The organism is Pseudoalteromonas sp. B62 (assembly GCF_037162565.1).
In the GTDB taxonomy this organism is placed as follows: Bacteria; Pseudomonadota; Gammaproteobacteria; order Enterobacterales; family Alteromonadaceae; genus Pseudoalteromonas; species Pseudoalteromonas fuliginea.
In genome coordinates, this window is sequence record NZ_JARLVB010000002.1 from 3,099,380 (window position 1) to 3,118,666 (window position 19,287).

Annotated in this window: 15 protein-coding genes and 1 pseudogene; 4 read left to right on the forward strand and 12 right to left on the reverse strand. The window is 38.6% G+C overall.

The window, feature by feature from the left end; translation table 11 throughout:
• Positions 1-94 precede the first annotated feature (94 nt).
• From odhB to sdhC, 6 genes are all read right to left on the reverse strand, one after another.
• A complete protein-coding gene (odhB, locus tag P4S71_RS18505; protein ID WP_337151249.1) occupies positions 95-1,606 on the reverse strand; it encodes a 2-oxoglutarate dehydrogenase complex dihydrolipoyllysine-residue succinyltransferase in 1,512 nt (503 codons plus the stop codon).
• Between the two features lie 3 nt (positions 1,607-1,609).
• On the reverse strand, positions 1,610-4,429 hold the full coding sequence (gene sucA / locus P4S71_RS18510; protein ID WP_337151250.1) for a 2-oxoglutarate dehydrogenase E1 component: 2,820 nt from the start codon (positions 4,427-4,429) through the stop codon (positions 1,610-1,612).
• Positions 4,430-4,520: 91 nt separating this feature from the next.
• On the reverse strand, positions 4,521-5,237 hold the full coding sequence (locus P4S71_RS18515) for a succinate dehydrogenase iron-sulfur subunit (protein ID WP_007375751.1): 717 nt from the start codon (positions 5,235-5,237) through the stop codon (positions 4,521-4,523).
• Positions 5,238-5,247: 10 nt separating this feature from the next.
• Positions 5,248-7,020, reverse strand: coding sequence for a succinate dehydrogenase flavoprotein subunit (gene sdhA, locus P4S71_RS18520; protein WP_007375750.1), 1,773 nt, complete (start codon positions 7,018-7,020; stop codon positions 5,248-5,250).
• Positions 7,021-7,368 carry a succinate dehydrogenase, hydrophobic membrane anchor protein gene (gene sdhD / locus P4S71_RS18525; RefSeq protein ID WP_007375749.1) on the reverse strand — a complete coding sequence of 116 codons (348 nt, stop codon included), beginning with the start codon at positions 7,366-7,368 and terminating at the stop codon, positions 7,021-7,023.
• Positions 7,359-7,736 (reverse strand): succinate dehydrogenase, cytochrome b556 subunit, encoded by a 378-nt coding sequence (gene sdhC, locus P4S71_RS18530; RefSeq protein ID WP_076914908.1) that lies wholly within the window; start codon positions 7,734-7,736, stop codon positions 7,359-7,361. Before sdhC ends, sdhD begins: the two co-directional genes overlap by 10 nt.
• 418 nt (positions 7,737-8,154) lie before the next feature.
• Here sdhC and P4S71_RS18535 point away from each other — a divergent pair, with 418 nt between their 5' ends.
• The 3 genes from P4S71_RS18535 (at position 8,155) to P4S71_RS18545 (ending at position 11,243) form a co-directional block, all read left to right on the forward strand.
• The gene (locus P4S71_RS18535; protein WP_007375747.1) at positions 8,155-9,441 is read left to right on the forward strand and encodes a citrate synthase; all 1,287 of its coding nucleotides are present in this window, start codon (positions 8,155-8,157) and stop codon (positions 9,439-9,441) included.
• 125 nt (positions 9,442-9,566) lie between these two features.
• Positions 9,567-10,793, forward strand: a complete 1,227-nt coding sequence (locus P4S71_RS18540; protein ID WP_337151251.1) for an aminotransferase class V-fold PLP-dependent enzyme — start codon at positions 9,567-9,569, stop codon at positions 10,791-10,793.
• A gap of 33 nt (positions 10,794-10,826) precedes the next feature.
• A complete protein-coding gene (locus tag P4S71_RS18545) occupies positions 10,827-11,243 on the forward strand; it encodes a SufE family protein (RefSeq protein ID WP_007375745.1) in 417 nt (138 codons plus the stop codon).
• On the opposite strand, the gene tcdA is transcribed toward P4S71_RS18545, so the two are convergent.
• From tcdA to P4S71_RS18575, 6 genes and pseudogenes are all read right to left on the reverse strand, one after another.
• Complete coding sequence (gene tcdA, locus P4S71_RS18550; protein ID WP_337151252.1) at positions 11,240-12,058, reverse strand: tRNA cyclic N6-threonylcarbamoyladenosine(37) synthase TcdA; 819 nt, start codon at positions 12,056-12,058, stop codon at positions 11,240-11,242. The two genes, P4S71_RS18545 and tcdA, sit on opposite strands and share 4 nt — an antisense overlap.
• Entirely contained in the window at positions 12,059-12,739 is a 681-nt protein-coding gene (locus P4S71_RS18555; RefSeq protein ID WP_337151253.1) for a TIGR01621 family pseudouridine synthase, read from the reverse strand.
• Positions 12,736-13,683, reverse strand: coding sequence for a 3-deoxy-manno-octulosonate cytidylyltransferase (gene kdsB / locus P4S71_RS18560; RefSeq protein ID WP_337151254.1), 948 nt, complete (start codon positions 13,681-13,683; stop codon positions 12,736-12,738). Before kdsB ends, P4S71_RS18555 begins: the two co-directional genes overlap by 4 nt.
• A complete protein-coding gene (lpxK, locus tag P4S71_RS18565) occupies positions 13,673-14,653 on the reverse strand; it encodes a tetraacyldisaccharide 4'-kinase (protein ID WP_337151255.1) in 981 nt (326 codons plus the stop codon). The genes kdsB and lpxK overlap by 11 nt, the downstream gene beginning before the upstream one ends.
• A complete protein-coding gene (gene msbA / locus P4S71_RS18570; RefSeq protein ID WP_337151256.1) occupies positions 14,650-16,395 on the reverse strand; it encodes a lipid A export permease/ATP-binding protein MsbA in 1,746 nt (581 codons plus the stop codon). Before msbA ends, lpxK begins: the two co-directional genes overlap by 4 nt.
• Before the next feature lie 60 nt (positions 16,396-16,455).
• A pseudogene (locus P4S71_RS18575) lies at positions 16,456-18,721 on the reverse strand (DNA internalization-related competence protein ComEC/Rec2).
• Between P4S71_RS18575 and P4S71_RS18580 the strand changes: the two are divergent.
• Positions 18,701-19,207: a DUF2062 domain-containing protein gene (locus tag P4S71_RS18580; RefSeq protein ID WP_033014898.1), complete on the forward strand. Its 507-nt coding sequence runs from the start codon at positions 18,701-18,703 to the stop codon at positions 19,205-19,207. The pseudogene P4S71_RS18575 and the gene P4S71_RS18580 overlap by 21 nt on opposite strands.
• Positions 19,208-19,287 lie beyond the last annotated feature (80 nt).

Sequence of the window (19,287 nt, forward strand, 5' to 3'; positions counted from 1 at the left end):
AGATCCCAAGGCTTAACATGAAAACCCCAGTACGACCAAAGGCGCAAAAAAAGCTGTGAATGTTCATTCACAGCTTACATTTCATACAACTAGATTAAACATCTAGCAATAAGCGTGTTGGATCTTCAAGTAACTCTTTAATAGTTACTAAGAAACCAACAGATTCTTTACCATCAATGATGCGATGATCATAAGAAAGCGCTAAATACATCATAGGTAGTATCTCAACTTTACCATTTACAGCCATTGGACGGTCTTGAATTTTATGCATACCCAAGATTGAAGACTGTGGCAAGTTAATGATAGGTGTAGATAGTAATGAACCAAATACGCCACCATTAGTGATAGTGAAATTACCGCCGGTCATATCTGCAAGCGTTAGCTTACCATCACGACCTTTAAGTGCTAATTCACGAATACCCTTTTCGATTTCAGCAACAGATAGTTTGTCACAATCTTTAAGTACCGGAGTAACTAGTCCACGTGGAGTAGATACTGCAATGCTGATATCAAAATAGTTATGGTAAACAATATCGTCACCATCAATTGATGCATTAACATCAGGGAAGCGTTTAAGTGCTTCAGTTACCGCTTTCACGTAGAAAGACATGAAACCTAAACGAATACCATGGCGCTTTTCAAATACTTCTTGGTACTGCTTACGAAGGCTCATGATTGGTTCCATGTTCACTTCGTTGAATGTTGTTAACATTGCAGTTGAATTTTTAGCTTCAAGAAGGCGTGTAGCAATCGTTTTACGTAAACGAGTCATAGGAACACGTTTTTGAGTGCGGTCGCCCATCGATGCCGCAGGAGCTGAAGCTTCTGCTTTTTTAGCCGCTGGTGCGGGTGCTTTTAAGAATGTATCAACGTCTTCTTTAGTTACACGGCCATTTTTACCTGTGCCGTTAATTTTAGAAGCGTCTAGGCCTTTCTCAGCAATTAAACGACGAACTGATGGTGTTAACACATCAGAACTTTCGCTTGAATCTGCTGCTGGCGCTGCGTCTGCTTTTGCAGCTGGAGCCGATGGTGCACCGCCTGCTTTAACCGAACCAATTACTTGCTCGCCGAGTACAGTATCGCCTTCGTTGTGAATGATATCACCCATGATGCCATCTTCTTGAGCTACTACTTCAAGAACAACTTTATCTGTTTCAATATCTACCAAGTTTTGGTCGCGTGTTACTGCGTCACCTGGTTGTACATGCCATGTAGCAATTGTTGCGTCTGCAACTGATTCTGGAAGTACAGGTACTTTAATGTCCACTTCTTTACCTTCTGGTGCTGATTGCGGCGCTGGCGCGTCTTCTGATTTAGCGGGTGCTGATTCTTCTTTAGATGAACCTTCACTTGCTGGCGCTGCATCAGCATCACCAAGTAAACCCATAACTTGATCGCCAAGTACGGTTGCACCTTCTTCTTGTGATATTTCTGTAATTACACCGTCATGCTGTGCAACAACTTCTAAAACCACTTTATCTGTTTCAATGTCTACTAAGTTTTGATCACGAGTTACTTTGTCGCCAACACTTACATGCCATGTAGCAACGGTAGCATCTGCAACCGACTCAGGAAGAACAGGAACTTTAATTTCTGTGCTCATTGCTTATCCTTTATTTTCTATAGTAAGCGCGTCGGCAACGAGCGCTTGTTGTTCTTTAGTATGTACTGACATGTAACCACACGCTGGTGATGCAGACGCTTTACGCCCTGCATATTTTAATTTAGCACCTTGTGGGATTGCATCAATAAAGTGATGTTGTGAACAGTACCATGCACCTTGGTTTTGTGGCTCTTCTTGACACCATACAAAATCAGTTACGTGTTGGTAACGCTCCATAATTGTTTGCATTTCGTCGTGTGGGAACGGATATAACTGCTCAACACGAACAATAGCAACATTATCTTGTTCAAGTTTGCGACGCTCTTGTAATAGCTCGTAGTAAACTTTACCACTACAAAATACAACACGTTCTACTTTCTCAGGGTTAATATCATCAACTTCGTCGATCATATTATGGAAAACACCGTGCGAAAGCTCTTCAAGCGATGAAGTAGCAAGAGGGTGACGCAGTAACGACTTAGGCGTCATAACAATCAGTGGACGACGAAGTGGTCGAACTGATTGACGACGAAGCATAGCGTAAACTTGTGCCGGAGTAGACGGAACACATACTTGCATGTTGTGATCAGCACATAGTTGTAGAAAACGCTCTAAGCGTGCTGAACTATGCTCTGGACCTTGACCTTCGTAGCCATGTGGTAACAAAATTGTCAGACCACATAAACGGCCCCACTTTTGCTCACCAGAACTTAAAAATTGGTCAAATACAACTTGTGCACCGTTGGCAAAGTCACCAAATTGCGCTTCCCAAAGTACTAATGACGTAGGCTCAGCTGTTGCATAACCATATTCAAAAGCAACGACAGCTTCTTCAGATAAAACAGAGTCAAATACTTGGAAAGTACCTTGATCTTCACTTAAGTGCTGTAGAGGTGTATAAGTAGCACCATCTGATTGACTGTGAACAACAGCATGACGATGAAAGAATGTTCCACGACCTGAATCTTGGCCCGTCAAACGGATGTCAGTACCTTCAGTTGCAATTGTTGCATAAGCAAGTGTTTCTGCCATACCCCAATCAAGAGGCTTCTCACCAGAAGCCATTAACTTACGATCATCGTAAATCTTTTTAACGCGTGACTGTGCTTTATATTGCTCAGGATAAGAAGCAATTTTCTCACCAAGTGCCTTAAGCTCTTCAACAGGTACGCTGGCATCGTAATCAACATCCCATTCATGGCCAACATACTTTGCCCAATCTGAAGAATGTGATGTCTCTGGCTGAATTTCTGAAACAACACAATTTCCTTCATCTAATGCGTTACGATACTCATCGGCTAAGGCTTTTATTTCTTGTTCAGAAAAAGAACCTTCAGCAATAAGTTGATCGGCATAGATTAAACGTGGAACTGGATGTTTTTTAATTTTTTGGTACATTAAAGGCTGCGTAGCATTAGGCTCATCAGCTTCGTTGTGACCATGGCGACGGTAACACACTAAATCGATTACTACGTCACGCTTAAACTGGTTTCTGAAATCAAGTGCAAGTTGAGTAACAAATGCAACTGCTTCAGGGTCATCAGAATTAACGTGGAAGATAGGTGACTGAACCATTTTAGCAATGTCAGTACAGTAATCAGTAGAGCGTACGTCGTCTTGTTTTGATGTAGTAAAACCAACTTGGTTATTTACAACAATACGAATACTACCGCCACAACTAAACGCGTTAGTTTGTGATAAGTTAAACGTTTCTTGTACAACACCTTGACCTGTAACCGCAGAATCACCATGAATTGTGATTGGTAGCGCTTTAATACCAGAGCTATCACCTAAGCGATCTAAACGAGCACGGACTGAGCCCATAACTACTGGATTTACAATTTCAAGATGAGACGGGTTAAACGCAAGCGCCATATGAACATTGCCACCTTTAGTAGCAAAGTCAGATGAATAACCCATGTGGTATTTAACATCACCAGAACTTAATGTTTCTTTGTGTTTACCAGCAAACTCATCAAACAACTCTGATGGGTTTTTACCTAGTACGTTCACAAGCACATTTAAACGACCACGGTGAGCCATACCTATAACAGCTTCTTGTTGGCCGCTTTCACCAGCGCGGTGAATAAGCTCTTTTAACATTGGAACTAATGCATCGCCACCTTCAAGTGAGAAACGCTTAGCACCTGGGAACTTAGCCCCTAAATATTTTTCAAGACCATCAGCTGCCGTTAATCCTTTTAGGATACGCAGCTTTTCTTCTTTTTCGAATTTAGGCCTAGACTGAACAGATTCTAAACGCTGTTGTAACCAACGTTTTTCTTCTGTCGATGTGATGTGCATATACTCGGCGCCAATCGAACCACAATATGTAGTTTTTAGTGCTTGGTATAGTTCACCTAAAGGCATAGTATCGCGGCCAACGGCAAACGATCCTACATTAAATTCGCGGTCAAAATCAGCTGCTGATAAGTCGTGGTAATCTAGCTCTAAATCTCGTACACGTTCTCGTTCCCAAATACCTAATGGATCTAGGTTTGCATTTTGGTGTCCACGAAAACGGAAAGCATTAATAAGTTGTAGAACTTTAACCTGTTTAAGGTCACCGCCACTACCCTCAGCTACCACTACTTCTCTATGCTTGTTTTTGGCAAGCTGTGCAAACTGCGCTCGAACTTCTGAATGTTTTACTTCAACATCCACACCATTAACTTTAGGTAATTGTTCGAACACTTCTCGCCATTCTTCTGGCACAGAAGTCGCATCGTCTAAATACGCTTCATAAAGCTCTTCTACATAAGCAACGTTACCGCCGTTTAAATGTGAAGATTCTAGCCATGCCTTCATCACACCTTCGTGCATTTATAAGCCCTTTTCTTTAGCGCAGAAATTAATAGTTATCATAACAAGATGGCTAATAATCTGTATTAGCCATCTTACGTTTACTAAGTAATCAAACCGCTCGGTTTAATAACATAGATTTGATTTGCCCAATTGCTTTAGTCGGGTTAAGACCCTTAGGACAAACGCTAACACAGTTCATGATACTGTGGCAACGGAACACACTGAACGCATCGTCTAAATCCGCTAAACGTTCTTCAGTTGCTGTATCTCGGCTATCAGCCAAGAAACGGTAAGCGTGAAGAAGCCCTGCTGGACCAATGAACTTGTCTGGATTCCACCAGAACGAAGGACACGATGTCGAACAACATGCACACAAAATACACTCATAAAGCCCATCTAATTTATCACGCTCTTCGATGGTTTGAAGGCGTTCGCCTGCAGCAGGCTGATCATTAATTAAATAAGGTTTTACTTTTTCGTATTGAGTGTAGAACTGACTCATGTCAATAACAAGGTCACGAACCACAGGTAAACCTGGTAATGGACGTACTACGATTTTACCTTTGCCATTTTTTTGTAGCGTAGATAAGGGAGTAATACATGCTAAACCATTTTTACCATTCATGTTAACACCATCAGATCCACACACACCTTCACGGCATGAACGACGGAAAGATAATGTAGGATCTTGTTCTTTTAAAAGAATAAGTGCATCCAACACCATCATGTCGTGACCTTCCTCTGTTTGCAAGGTGTATTCTTGCATACGAGGAGCGTTGTCAACATCTGGATTATAACGATAAACTGAAAATTGTACTTGTGCCATCGTCTATCTCCTAGTAAACACGTGCTTTAGGTGGGAAAGCTTCACGCGTTTTAGGCGCATAGTTTACATCACGCTTGCTCATTTCATCCGTTACAGGATTGAATACTGAGTGACATAACCAGTTTTCGTCATCACGATCTGGGTAGTCAAAGCGAGAATGTGCACCACGGCTTTCTGTACGGAAGTTTGCAGCTACTGCAGTTGAGTAAGCTGTTTCCATTAAGTTGTCTAGTTCAAGACATTCGATACGCTGCGTGTTGAAGTCTGATGATTTATCATCAAGACGAGCATGTTGAAGACGTTCGCGAATTTCTTTAAGTTCTTGAAGACCTGCAGCCATTGAGTCACCTTCACGGAATACCGAGAAGTTAAGCTGCATACATTGTTGTAGGTCTTTTTTGATTTGAACTGGATCTTCACCTTGGCCAGCCGTTGAATTTTCCCAACGATTGTAACGTGCAAGAGACGCTTCTAAGTCTGATTCTGAAGCAGCTTTAGATATTTCAACGTCATTTAGGTACTTACCTAAGAAGTTACCCGCAGCACGACCAAACACAACTAAATCAAGTAATGAGTTACCACCTAAGCGGTTTGCACCGTGTACAGATACACAGGCAATCTCACCTACTGCAAATAAACCTTGAACTACTGTTTCGTTGCCTTGAGCATCGATTTGTAGCGCTTGTCCATTTACATTAGTAGGAACACCACCCATCATATAATGACACGTTGGAATTACTGGAATTGGCTCTTTTGCAGGGTCAACGTGAGCAAATGTTTTAGCAAGGTCACATACGCCAGGAAGACGTAAGTTAAGTGTTTCTTCACCTAAGTGGTCAAGTTTTAACTTAAGATGTGGACCCCAAGGACCATCACAACCACGACCTTCACGGATTTCAGTCATCATTGAACGTGCAACAACGTCGCGAGACGCTAAGTCTTTTGCGTTTGGTGCGTAACGTTCCATGAAGCGTTCGCCATCTTTATTTAAAAGATAACCGCCTTCACCACGACAACCTTCAGTTACTAGCGTACCAGCACCTGCGATACCCGTTGGGTGGAACTGCCACATTTCCATGTCTTGCATAGAAATACCAGCACGTGTTGCCATACCAACACCGTCACCAGTGTTAATGTGAGCATTAGTGGTTGATGCGAATATACGACCTGCACCACCAGTAGCTAATACAACAGCTTTAGATTTGAAGAAGGTAACTTCACCTGTCTCAATCTCAATTGCAGTACACCCTACCACATCACCATTATCGTTTTTAACTAAATCAAGTGCATACCATTCAGAGAATACATTTGTTTTGTTTTTAACGTTTTGTTGATATAGAAGGTGTAATAAAGCATGACCAGTACGGTCAGCAGCTGCTGCAGTACGTGCGGCTTGTTCACCACCAAAGTTTTTCGATTGACCACCGAAAGGACGTTGGTAAACACGGCCATTTTCAAAACGAGAAAATGGTAAACCCATGTTTTCTAATTCGGTAATCGCTTCTGGGCCAGTTTGACACATGTATTCAATAGCGTCTTGGTCACCGATAAAATCGGAACCTTTAACGGTATCGTACATATGCCATTCCCAGTTGTCTTCGTGTGAATTACCAAGCGCTACTGTAATACCACCTTGTGCAGATACAGTGTGTGAGCGAGTTGGAAATACTTTAGAAATTAATGCACACGTTTTGCCAGATTCAGTAATTGCTAAAGCAGCGCGCATACCTGCACCACCTGCACCAATTACTACGGCGTCAAATTCACGAACAGAATATTTCACTTAAACACCCCATAATACAATTAGACCAATAGCTACGTACGCAACGGCCATTAGGTTTAATATAAAACCTAAAACAGCACGTAACTTCGCACACTTAACATAGTCTGTAAGAACTTGCCAAAGGCCAATGCGGGTATGAACCATAACGCACACAAGGGTAATTAATGTAAACCCTTTCATTGCTAGGTTAGAGAAGAGGCCTGTCCAGGCTTCGAAAGTGACTTCTGGCGTCGCTAAAAAATAGCCGATAATAAAAATCGCATAAGCGCTGATTATTAATGCCGTGGTACGTAAAGATACGAAATCTTGTACACCATCACGTTTAAGAGTTGCTTGATTTAAAACCATATCCACACCCCTGCCAATACGGCAAACACAACACCAAGAGCCATTGAAACTTTAGCGCTGAGGTTACCTGATTCGAGTTCTTCCCAATGTCCCATATCCATAATCATATGACGGATACCACCAATAAGATGATAACCTAATACAGAAACAGTGCCCCAAGCTATAAATTTGGCAATGAATCCGTTAAACAGACCCTTGACGAATTCAAAACTTTCAGCTGAAGAGAGAGACTCAGACCAAGCCCAAATGACAAACGTTAAAGCAAAAAATAATGCAACACCGGTGACGCGGTGAAATATTGACGCTTTAGCCGTTGCCGGCATAGATATAGTTGTTAGATCTAGATTTACAGGTCTTTGCTTTTTCACAGTTACTTGCCCATCTTGCTCGCAGTGGAGCTCATCTACTTGCTTTTCTAAAAACCCACCAAATATTACTGGTGGAACTATCAAAGTAAACGTATTAAAACAGTTAAAGTTCACATTTAAGCAAAAGTTAAGCTGTAAAAAAATGTTTACCCAAATACAATGCGGTTTAAAACCACTGTTAGTATATATACCCACAGGGCTTTTTACAATTCTTGTTTATTTATAGATGTTTGCGAATTAGCCAATGGTATTATATTTAATTAATACAGAATATTTATTATACATATATGCATAATGTTTATAAAAATTGACTTTACACCCTCTTTCACGTTAAAATGCAAAGATGTGCTTAAAACAGATTTCAGAACTTTAAAAATCTAAAAATCAGAATAGATATCTTAATAGGAGATACATAACGATGGCAGATAAAAAAGCCACAGTCCAAATTGATGGACTAGATCCAATCGAACTTCCAATTTATCAAGGCACTGCTGGCCAAGATGTAATCGACGTACGAACGCTCGGTTCACATGGTCACTTTACTTATGACCCAGGTTTCATGTCGACTGGTTCTTGTGAATCTGCAATCACCTACATTGATGGTGGTAAAGGCATTTTACTTCACCGCGGTTACCCAATCGAACAATTAGCTGACGACTCAAACTACATTGAGTTATGTTATTTACTGTTAAATGGTGAATTACCTTCTAAAGAACAATACGAAGTTTTTAAGAATGAAATCACTACAAGCACTATGCTTGACGAGAAGATTGCTAACTTTTTCCAAGGTTTCCGCTTTGACGCTCACCCAATGGCAATGCTTTGTGGTGTAGTGGGTGCGTTATCATCTTTTTATCATGAAGACCTTGATATTACTGATGCAGAACAACGTAAAACAAGCGCAGTTAAGCTAGTTGCTAAGTTACCAACTATTGCTGCAATGGCTTATAAAACAAACATCGGCCAACCGTTTGTATACCCACGTAATGATTTAAGTTATGCAGAAAACTTCTTACATATGATGTTCTCTGTACCTGCTGAAGAATATAAAGTTAACCCTATAACAGCTAAAGCAATGGATAAAATATTCATGCTTCATGCTGACCATGAACAAAATGCATCAACGTCTACAGTACGTCTTGCAGGTTCATCTGGTGCTAACCCATACGCTTGTATTGCTGCTGGTATTGCTTCTCTTTGGGGCCCTGCTCACGGCGGCGCTAATGAAGCATGCTTAAACATGTTAGAAGAAATCGGTTCTGTTGACCGTATCGATGAATATGTAGCAAAAGCTAAAGATAAAGCTGACCCGTTCCGCCTTATGGGCTTTGGCCACCGTGTTTACAAAAACTTTGACCCACGCGCTACAGTAATGCGTCAAACGTGTCATGAAGTTTTAGCTGAGCTTAATATCCAAGATCCATTGCTTGATATTGCAATGAAACTTGAGAAAATCGCGCTAGAAGACCCGTACTTCGTAGAGAAGAAACTTTACCCTAACGTAGATTTCTACTCAGGTATTATCTTAAAAGCGATTGGTATTCCAACAAGCATGTTCACTGTTATTTTTGCAATGGCACGTACTGTTGGTTGGATCACTCACTGGGACGAGATGTTATCTCAACCTGGTCATAAGATAAGCCGCCCTCGTCAGCTTTATACTGGTTACACTGCACGTGACTACGTATCAACTGATAAGCGCTAATCCGCTTTAGTATTGTTTGAATATTTTAAAAGGCCGCTTTGCGGCCTTTTTTATTATTTGTTACTTGAGAATAATAAAAAAGTGTCTACAATTCTCGCCTTAAAATGACTACATTGATGAAGCTAATGACTGTTTTAGAGTTTGACATAAATAAAATTCGAAGTGACTTCCCTACCTTAAATCAAACTATAAACGGCTACCCGCTTGTTTATTTAGACTCAGCTGCAACCTCGCAAAAGCCTCAATCAGTTATTAATGCAATTACTGAGTTTTACACTTCTCAAAACGCAAATGTACACCGTGGCCGTCACTCGCTCAGCGAACAAGCTACTAATTTATACGAGCAAGCACGAGATAAAATGGCTCAGTATTTTAATGTGTTCAGCCACGAGATTGTTTGGACAAAAGGCGCTACAGAGGCAATAAACTTGGTCGCTAACGGCTTAAAAAAGCGTTTAGATAAAAGTCATACCATAATGATATCTCCACTTGAGCATCATGCAAACATAGTGCCTTGGCAAATAGTGAGTCAACAAACAGGTGCTAAATTAGTATCGCTGCCGCTTAATAAAAACGGCACGCTAAACACACAAGAATGCTGTGAATTTATAAAAGAAACAGAACCTGCTTTATTAGCTATTACACAAGCATCGAACACACTCGGTAATATCACTGATTTAAAGCCACTAATTGTAGCTGCAAAAGAGGTGAATTCAGTTGTTTTAGTCGATGGTGCGCAAGGTGCACTGCATTTAAAACCTGATTTACGGGAATTAAACTGTGATTTTTATGTCTGCTCAAGCCATAAAATGCTTGGTCCAACAGGCTTAGGTGTACTTTATGGTCGATATGAGGAATTAAACGCCTTAGATATATATCAATCAGGCGGTGAAATGATCGATAAAGTATATTTAACCCACAGTACTTATCGCCCAGCACCTGCAAAATTTGAAACCGGCACACCGAATATTTCCGGCGTTTTAGGCTTTAGTGCTGCATTAGACTATTTAAATGAATTAGACCACGGTAAAATTCAGCGCTACGAGCAAAAATTATTTAATTATGCAGCAAAAAAATTGGTAATGATTGAGGGTATTACAATGTATAGCAACCTATCTGACAATATTGGTACGCTCTGTTTTAACTTTAATAATGAACATCCTTACGATTTGGCAACTTTACTTGACGGATATGGGGTTGCAGTAAGGAGCGGACACCATTGTACACAACCTTTAATGGCACATTTAGGCGTTAATGGAACAGTTAGAGCTAGTTTAACCTTTTACAATACCTTTGAAGATGTAGATGTATTTATCCATTCGCTTAAAAAATGTATCGCTTTATTGGATTAAACGTCACTTTAATAGAATTAATTAGGATAACTCATGACAAATACGTTTAAAAAAGTCACTGAATCTATAAAAAATGCACCCGCTTGGCAGCAAAAATATCGTGAAATAATGCTGTTGGGTAAAACATTACCTATATTACCAGAATCGCTGAAAATTGATGATGCCCTTGTACCAGGCTGCGAAAGTAAAGTGTGGATGTTTGTAGAGTTTGATTTAACAGAGAGCTCTTTAGTCGTTATAGGTGACTCAGATACACGTATTGTAAAAGGCTTACTAGCCTTAATATTAGCGCTGTATAACGGTTTAACACCAGAGCAGGTAATTAAAATTGATGCGTATGAAGAGTTTGAAAAATTAGGCTTAATTAGTCACTTAAGCCCTTCTCGTGGCAATGGAATTAAAGCCATGATTGAAAAAATAAAAACCATGGCACAACAAAAAGTGCTCTAAGCTCTATCACAATCAAGCGTTGTAAGTAGACGCTGCTTTTTATCCAAATATTTTCGAACAGCTTTTGCCGCAACAAAAAAGCCGAAGCTTCCTGTGATCATAGTCACAGATCCAAAACCATTATTACAGTCCATATTCATCGAGCCATCAGCACTTTGCTTAGCATGACATACACTGCCATCGCTTCCTGGGTAAACCAATTGCTCTGTTGAGTAAACACAATCAATATTGAACTTACGCTTAGGGTTATTACTAAAATTATACTGCTTGCGCAAAATATAGCGCACTTTTGCAAGTAATGGGTCTTGCGTAGTTTTAGCTACATCACCAAAAGTTATTTGGCTAGGATCAGTTTGCCCGCCAGCACCACCGGTTGTAATTATAGGGAGTTTATTACGTTTACAATGCGCTATTAATGCCGCCTTTTCTTTAACTGCATCAATACAATCAATCACATAATCAAAACCTTGAATATGTTCTTGAATATTATCAAGTGTAATAAAATCATCTATTACATTAATTTGGCATTCTGGGTTAATAAGCTCGCAGCGCGCTTTCATTGCATCGACTTTAGCTTGACCAATAGTGCCCGTTAACGCATGAATTTGCCTATTTACGTTAGTGGCGCAAATATCATCCAAATCAATCAATGTTATTTTACCAACACCAGTACGCGCGAGCGCTTCAACCGCCCAGCTTCCTACACCACCAATACCTACTACACAAAAGTGTGCTTCTTGAAGCCAATCAAACTGTTGATGACCATATAGACGTTTGATCCCGCCAAAACGTATATCTGTAACTTTTTCGCTCATTTACCAATCCAGTTGCCATGGCGATTGCCATGCTTGAAAATCTTGATGTTTAATTAACGCCAAATACTCATCACCACTATCGGGTAATAAAGTTAGCTGTATTTGTTCACCTTGCCATAAAAAGCTTAACGCATATGCATGTAAATAGGTACGATTTGAAGGCGTGCCTGAATACATTGCATCGCCAAAAATAGCTGCGCCCACACTTTTTAGTGCCACTCTTAATTGATGCGTCTTTCCTGAATAAGGTTTTAAAATATACCCTCTAAATCCTGGCTTATAACTCAGAGAATAGAATCGGGTGATTGCAGGGTTAAGTGTACTCGTTAGTAACTTAAATGAGCCACGGCGAGATTTAGCCATATCGCCTTTTATCCACCCTTGCTTCTTTTTAGGTTTAGCATCACTAATCGCTAAATAAAATTTATTAATCGCATGCTCAGTAAACATAACAGTAAAGGCGGCTGCAGAGGCTTTGTTTCTTGCTAAAATAATAAGCCCTGATGTCACTTTATCTAAACGATGAACGGCATAAAGCTTTTGCGATAATTGTTGTTCGGCTAACACAACAAAACCAGGCACCTCTTCTGAATGAAAATTAAGACCTGCTGGCTTTTCTAAAATATAAAAATCGTTATGTGTATAAACAACGTTTAATATCTTACTTACTTGCTCACTCACACGTTTTTACTTTTAATATGCGCTATCACTTTAGCTAAGTCATCGGGCGTATCGACACCTGCATGGGGAGCTATTTGAGCTTGTTCTATTTTGATTTTATAACCATGATACAAGACACGTAACTGCTCAAGCGATTCAAGCAATTCAAGTGGTGATACACTCAGTTCTATATATTGTTTAATAAAACCCGCTCTGTACGCATAAATACCTACATGGCGTTGGAACGGTGATAAATTAAGAGCCGTGCTATCATCCATCATTGTATTTCTATCAAACGGTATACTTGCACGAGAGAAATACAGGGCATTTTTATTTATATCACTCACCACTTTAACGGCATTAGGATTAAATACTTCATCACGCTCTTCAATAGCAACACTTAACGTTGCCATTGGTGCTGTTGAATCACTTAATAGTGCAGCAACTTGAGATACGTTTTCTGGTGCAAGTAATGGCTCATCGCCTTGTACGTTAACCACAATTGTATCGTTATCAAGTTCAAGTAAATCAACTACTTCTGCTAACCGTTCAGTACCAGACTGGTGATCTTCGCGAGTCATTACTACGTCGCTAGTAAATAAACTTACTGCATCAAATACTTTTTGATGATCGGTTGCTACAATAACTTTGCTAGCCCCTGATAAACATGCTTTTTCGTAAACATGTTGAACCATTGGCTTACCGCATATATCGGCAAGTGGTTTTCCTGGTAGTCGGGTTGATGCAAAACGCGCAGGTATAACAACTACGAATTCCACTTTTTCAACCTCTTCTAAAGATAACTCACGCGCTTCATTTTCAAGCAATACTGGAATATCATCTTTTACAGGATAAGCAAGTTTAGCTGCCGTGCTAATTAGTTCGTTATTTTCTCTATCAAAACGTAATTTACCCTTGCCTACTGGGCAAGCAATTATCTCGAGTAGTTTTGTATCAAAGGCCATTGAGTATTCCTTTTTCTTTTAATAATGAATTTAGTTTATTTATAACGCTATCGGTAGGTTGTGCATCTACTGGTAAATAATACCAATTAAGTTTGGCAAAGGGCTGACATTTAACGGCGTCTTTTTCGGTCATTATAATGTAATCATCGCCAAACTGGGCAAAATCATCGGCTGTATAAGCATAGTGATCTTTAAAATGATGAGTCGATAATAACGTAATGCCTTGTGTTTCAAGTGAGTTTTCAAACCGTTTAGGATTACCAATTGCACTTATTGCATGTGCATGAGTCACTGTGTGTTTTACATCATCACTTGAATTAACTAATCGTAAGTTACTTACTTTTAGCGTGTAGCTATTATTAGCCTCACCACCATTTTCAATTACTATATCCACATTTTGTAAGCGTTTAGTTGTTTCGCGAAGTGGCCCTGCTGGCATAACAAAGCCATTACCAAAACGGCGTTCACTATCAACAATACAACACTCAATGCTACGTGGCATTTTATAATGCTGCATTCCGTCATCAGAAATAATGACATCTAGCGTATAGTTATTTTCTAATAAATCGATATTGTGTTGTCTATTAGGACCAACCGCTATTGGGCATTTTAAACGGTGGTATAAAAGTACAGGCTCATCTCCAGCCTGTTGGGCGTTAACAACTGAAGTGACTAACAGCGGGTAATTATCTGATTGCCCACCGTAGCCTCTACTAATAATACCCACTGATAAACCTTGCTCGGTCAAATACTCATACAACCACAAAACAAAAGGTGTTTTACCATTGCCGCCTACACTTATATTGCCGACTACAATAACAGGCGTTTTACACTCAAACGCTTTAATTATTTTAGCGCTGTACAAGCATTTTCGAAATGTCGATACAATCCAAAACAGAGCACTCAATGGTAATAACAATAAAGTAATTAGACTAAATGGTTTATACCAACTTTGTTCTATTTTGCTCACGCCTGATCACCAAACTGCATTTTGCATAGGGCTGAATACGTACCGTCATTTGCTAATAAGCTATTGTGATCGCCACTTTCTATTACACGACCGTTATCAATAACATAAATTCGGTCACTGTTTTCAATAGTAGATAAGCGATGCGCAATAACAATTGAGGTTTTGTCTTTCATTAGCGTTTCTAACGCTTGCTGAATAAGCTTTTCAGACTCTGTATCAAGTGCTGATGTTGCTTCATCTAAAATCAAAATAGGTGCATCTTTTAATATTGCACGCGCTATCGCTATACGCTGGCGTTGACCACCAGAAAGCATTACGCCATTTTCACCTACCATGGTGTTTAATTGTTCTGGAAGATCTTTAACAAACTCCCAAACATGCGCTTGTTTTGCTACTTGTACTAATTCGTCATTAGTTACATCATGCTTTATGCCATAACAAATATTGTTGGCAATCGTATCGTTAAATAACACGACTTGCTGAGAAACCAAAGCAAATTGGCGACGCAAATCTGTTAATTTATAATCCTGCAGGGCTATGCCATCAAGTAATATTTCACTCGGCAGATCTAAATCATAGTAACGTGGTAATAAATTAGAAATAGTTGATTTACCCGAGCCTGAGCGCCCTACTAAGGCAATACTTTCACCCGCTTTAATCGTTAGCGACAAATCGTTTAATACGGCTTCATCTTTAGTTGGGTACTTAAAGGTTACATTTTTAACTTCAATTAACCCTTTAACTTTATCAACAGCGACTGTGCCAGTATCTTTCTCTACATTTTCATCAAGTATTAAAAATATACTTTGAGATGCAGAAATGCCACGTTGCATATCGCTATTAACATTAGCCAATTGTTTAAGTGGGCGCAGCAACATCATCATTGATGATATCAAAACAACAAAATCCCCAGAGCTTATAGTATCAATCATAGAAGGCATCGATACCACCCATAAAATAACAGCCATAGCACTTGCGGCGAGTATTTGAATAATGGATACACTTAAGGCTTTTGTCGCATCCATTTTAATACGCTGCTGACGGTTATGATTATTAATTTTAGAAAATTTATTTATTTCTTGCTCTTGTCCACCAAACCCGTGAATTACTTTATGTCCGCTAAGCATTTGTTCAGTGCTACGTGTAACCTGCCCCATAGCTGATTGGATACTTTTAGAAATATGGCGAAAACGTTTCGATACAACCGCTACAATAATAGCGACAAGAGGGATGATGACTAGAAATATAAGTGAGAGCTTCCAACTGGTATAAAACATTACACCAAGTAAAAAGACGACAAAGGCCCCTTCACGTACAACAATAAGTAGCGCTTTAGTTATTGCTTGTTGAACTTGCTCTGTGTCAAAAGTGATTTTTGAAATTAAATCGCCCGTAGAGTTTTTGTCATGAAAAGAAACGGGTAAATGCAATATGTGCTCAAATAACTCTTGGCGTAAAGATCGTACAACTTGTGAACCTACATAGCTTAAACAATACGATGACATAAAATTAAAAATACCACGCCCAATCACCAGTGCAATAACAACAAATGGAGCATACTTTAATACATCGCTGTTTCGTTGGTTCAAACCTTCATCAATAAATGGTTTCATTAATTGAATAAATAGCGCGTCCATTCCTGAATAGCCAATCATTCCTATAATAGCGACGAAGGCTACACTCTTATATGCACCGACGTAAGAAATTAACCGTTTATAAATTTGTGTAGTACTTTGATCCATAACACTCTCTTCATACAATTACAGACTCTATTGTATCCTTAGGGAAACTAAAACAAAACGTCAATTTTTGATAAACCAGTAACTTTCATCCTCTCGAGCCGCTTTTACTCGAACATTATCATTGTAAAATTCAATACTTATTTGTCCTTGTTGACCTGTCACATATTGAGTTGCATTTATTTTTTCGTAACGATCAACAACCTCCTCCTTCGGGAAGTGCCATTGTCCTTTGTAAGCACTAGAATGAATAACAATTTTAGGATTTACAGCACTTATAAACTCATTACTAGACGATGTATCGCTACCATGATGTGGGCTTAGCATAACGGTACTTTTTAAAAAATAGTTCTCTTGCAATAATTGCAACTCTCGTTGTTTAGATATATCACCCGTTAATAAAACACTGTGGGTTTTATCAGCAACACGAATAACGCATGAATCATCATTCTCATTTTTGAAGTTTAACGTTTTAAAGCTTTCAATTTGAAGGCCAAAAATATCTATTTTGGTTACTTTGCAAGTGTCTTGTAAGTTATGGGGATGAAATGTGGTAAAACGAGTTTCGTAGCCTGCTTTTATAAAATGCTCTACCCCCGCATGATCGTTATCTTCATGACTTAAAATAGCTGTTGATACAGTAAGATTGTTTGACTCAATAAAGGGCAGTAAAATACTACGGGTACGACTAAAACGATTGAAATAACTAGGCCCAAAATCATAAATTAGTGCATGTTTATCTTTTTCTATTAGCACCATTAATCCATGTCCTACATCAAAAACATGTAATTGCCATTTTGGCTTATCCACTATTAAGTAGTTAAACAATATGACACTTAATGGAACACCTGCTAGCCATTTATATGGTACTAAATAAAAAATCGAAATAGTAATGTATGAAAAAACAACAACAATAGCGTCAATATTACCTATATTTAACCAACGAATATAACTAGGTATTTTCAATAGCCATTCGAATAAATAACTTAAGCCTTCATCAAAAACACTAATAATCATGCCTATATCAAGTAAGCTGCTAATAAATGTGATAATAATTAGACAAGGCATAACGACTAAAGAAAGTAATGGGATAGCAATTAAGTTCAGTACTAAACCAACTAAGCTCACGCCATTAAAGAAGTATAATGAAACTGGTAATAAACCAATAAATAAAGCAATTTGAACGACAGTTAATGCAACGACCTTATTTAGAAATGATGTATTAAAAACCGGTATTTGCTTAACAACTAGAAATATAATAACCACAGCAATAAACGAGAAATACAGCCCAGCGTTTAATACATTAAAAGGATTAATTATAAGCAGAATAACAAGTGCATATAAAATACTTCGCCAACGTAATGGTTGTTTTGCCAAAAAGTAGAGTGCTAAATAACACCCAAGCATGATTAAGGCGCGTGTAGCTGAAACTAAAAAGTCACTCAAATATACATAGAAAAACGATCCAATAAAGCCAACTAGACTATAAATAACAGACAGGTTTTTAGTCTGCTCACCAGCGTATTTTATTTGTTTAAATAAAAATCGCGTAATTACATAGCAAAAACCAAATATTAACCCGATGTGTAATCCGGATATTGCCAGTAAATGGCTCAACCCCAATGATTGCATTAATTGCTTATCTGTAAAGCTCATTAACGACTTATCACCCGTTAATAGTGCATAATATAGCCATCTAAGTTTTGTATTACTGTAAGTCCTTTTTATATATTCCCTATAATTTATAAGGTGGTTGTGTTTTTTTATTACGCGCAACAATAAGTTCTTTATTGAGTATTTTTCCTTTAAAAAATATTCGTTGTGTAAAAGCATATCTCTCGTTATCAAATACATTAAAATTTTTAGTACTTCGAAAGTTTTTTATAGCTATTGTTGCTTTAAAAGTATCACCAACAAAAAGTATTTGTTCAGAATTCACACTCAGCATTGCACTCGGTGCCCTAAAATATGCGTATTGAGCAGTATCAAATTCTATTATTTTTACTCTTATGTATTGAGGTTGCTTATTTGAAATTATATCTTCGACAATTAGCTCAGTTGCATATGCATACTTTTCATCCTGTTTTGGGCTTTCAAAATTATAAAAAGTATAATAATGCAGTGATACACAACAAATAGCGCAAATAAAGCCTAACAATACATTTAAAAACGGCTTAAAATACAAACTCACAATAAGGACTGATATTGTGAATATTATAAATTCGAGAGTTTGATAATAAAATACGGTTGCGATACAGCCAATTACAAACCCAAGACTTATCCACACTGATGTAAATGGTTGCTTTAAATGGCTAAAAAAACGATCCAAAGATTTTTACCTGATCCAAATAAAATTAGACATCATAAATATCTAAGAATTTTTGGGCACCTTTTGCAAGATGCAAATCTTTGGCACTTAAATAGACGGTCCGCTCGAGGAGCATTTGCTGTTGGGCTATTTTTTGCTTTCATCCCTGTTCCCTTTCAAATGGTCTTAGCCGCAGCTGGAGCTATAGTATTTAGAGTTAACTTACCTATTTCGGTTGCTTTAGTTTGGCTTACAAATCCATTAACTATGCCCCCTATATTCTACGGTTCGTATTTAGTTGGTACATTAATTTTAAACCAGCCAGAGCAACACTTTGCCTTTGAACCTAGCTGGGCTTGGTTTCTAGAAAGTATAGAAACCATTGGACCCGCTTTTTTAATTGGCTCATTGGTATGCGCCTCTATCGCGAGCATAATTGCTTACTTTAGTATAGATATTATTTGGCGACGTTCGGTAGTCAAAGCGTGGGCAACACGCAACAAATAACCAAATATTTATAAGCTCTAATTACTATAGACGAAAAAAATCCCAACTTAATGAAGTTGGGATTTTTTTATGCGAATCAC

Coding starts and splice junctions, on each gene's coding strand:
- tcdA (WP_337151252.1), bottom strand. CDS start 12,058: ATGAGCGAAAAAGTTACAGATATACGTTTTGGCGGGATCAAACGTCTA.
- P4S71_RS18580 (WP_033014898.1), top strand. CDS start 18,701: ATGGCTAAAAAAACGATCCAAAGATTTTTACCTGATCCAAATAAAATT.
- sucA (WP_337151250.1), bottom strand. CDS start 4,429: ATGCACGAAGGTGTGATGAAGGCATGGCTAGAATCTTCACATTTAAAC.
- P4S71_RS18535 (WP_007375747.1), top strand. CDS start 8,155: ATGGCAGATAAAAAAGCCACAGTCCAAATTGATGGACTAGATCCAATC.
- kdsB (WP_337151254.1), bottom strand. CDS start 13,683: ATGGCCTTTGATACAAAACTACTCGAGATAATTGCTTGCCCAGTAGGC.
- sdhD (WP_007375749.1), bottom strand. CDS start 7,368: ATGGTTTTAAATCAAGCAACTCTTAAACGTGATGGTGTACAAGATTTC.
- P4S71_RS18545 (WP_007375745.1), top strand. CDS start 10,827: ATGACAAATACGTTTAAAAAAGTCACTGAATCTATAAAAAATGCACCC.
- P4S71_RS18515 (WP_007375751.1), bottom strand. CDS start 5,237: ATGGCACAAGTACAATTTTCAGTTTATCGTTATAATCCAGATGTTGAC.
- odhB (WP_337151249.1), bottom strand. CDS start 1,606: ATGAGCACAGAAATTAAAGTTCCTGTTCTTCCTGAGTCGGTTGCAGAT.
- msbA (WP_337151256.1), bottom strand. CDS start 16,395: ATGGATCAAAGTACTACACAAATTTATAAACGGTTAATTTCTTACGTC.
- P4S71_RS18540 (WP_337151251.1), top strand. CDS start 9,567: ATGACTGTTTTAGAGTTTGACATAAATAAAATTCGAAGTGACTTCCCT.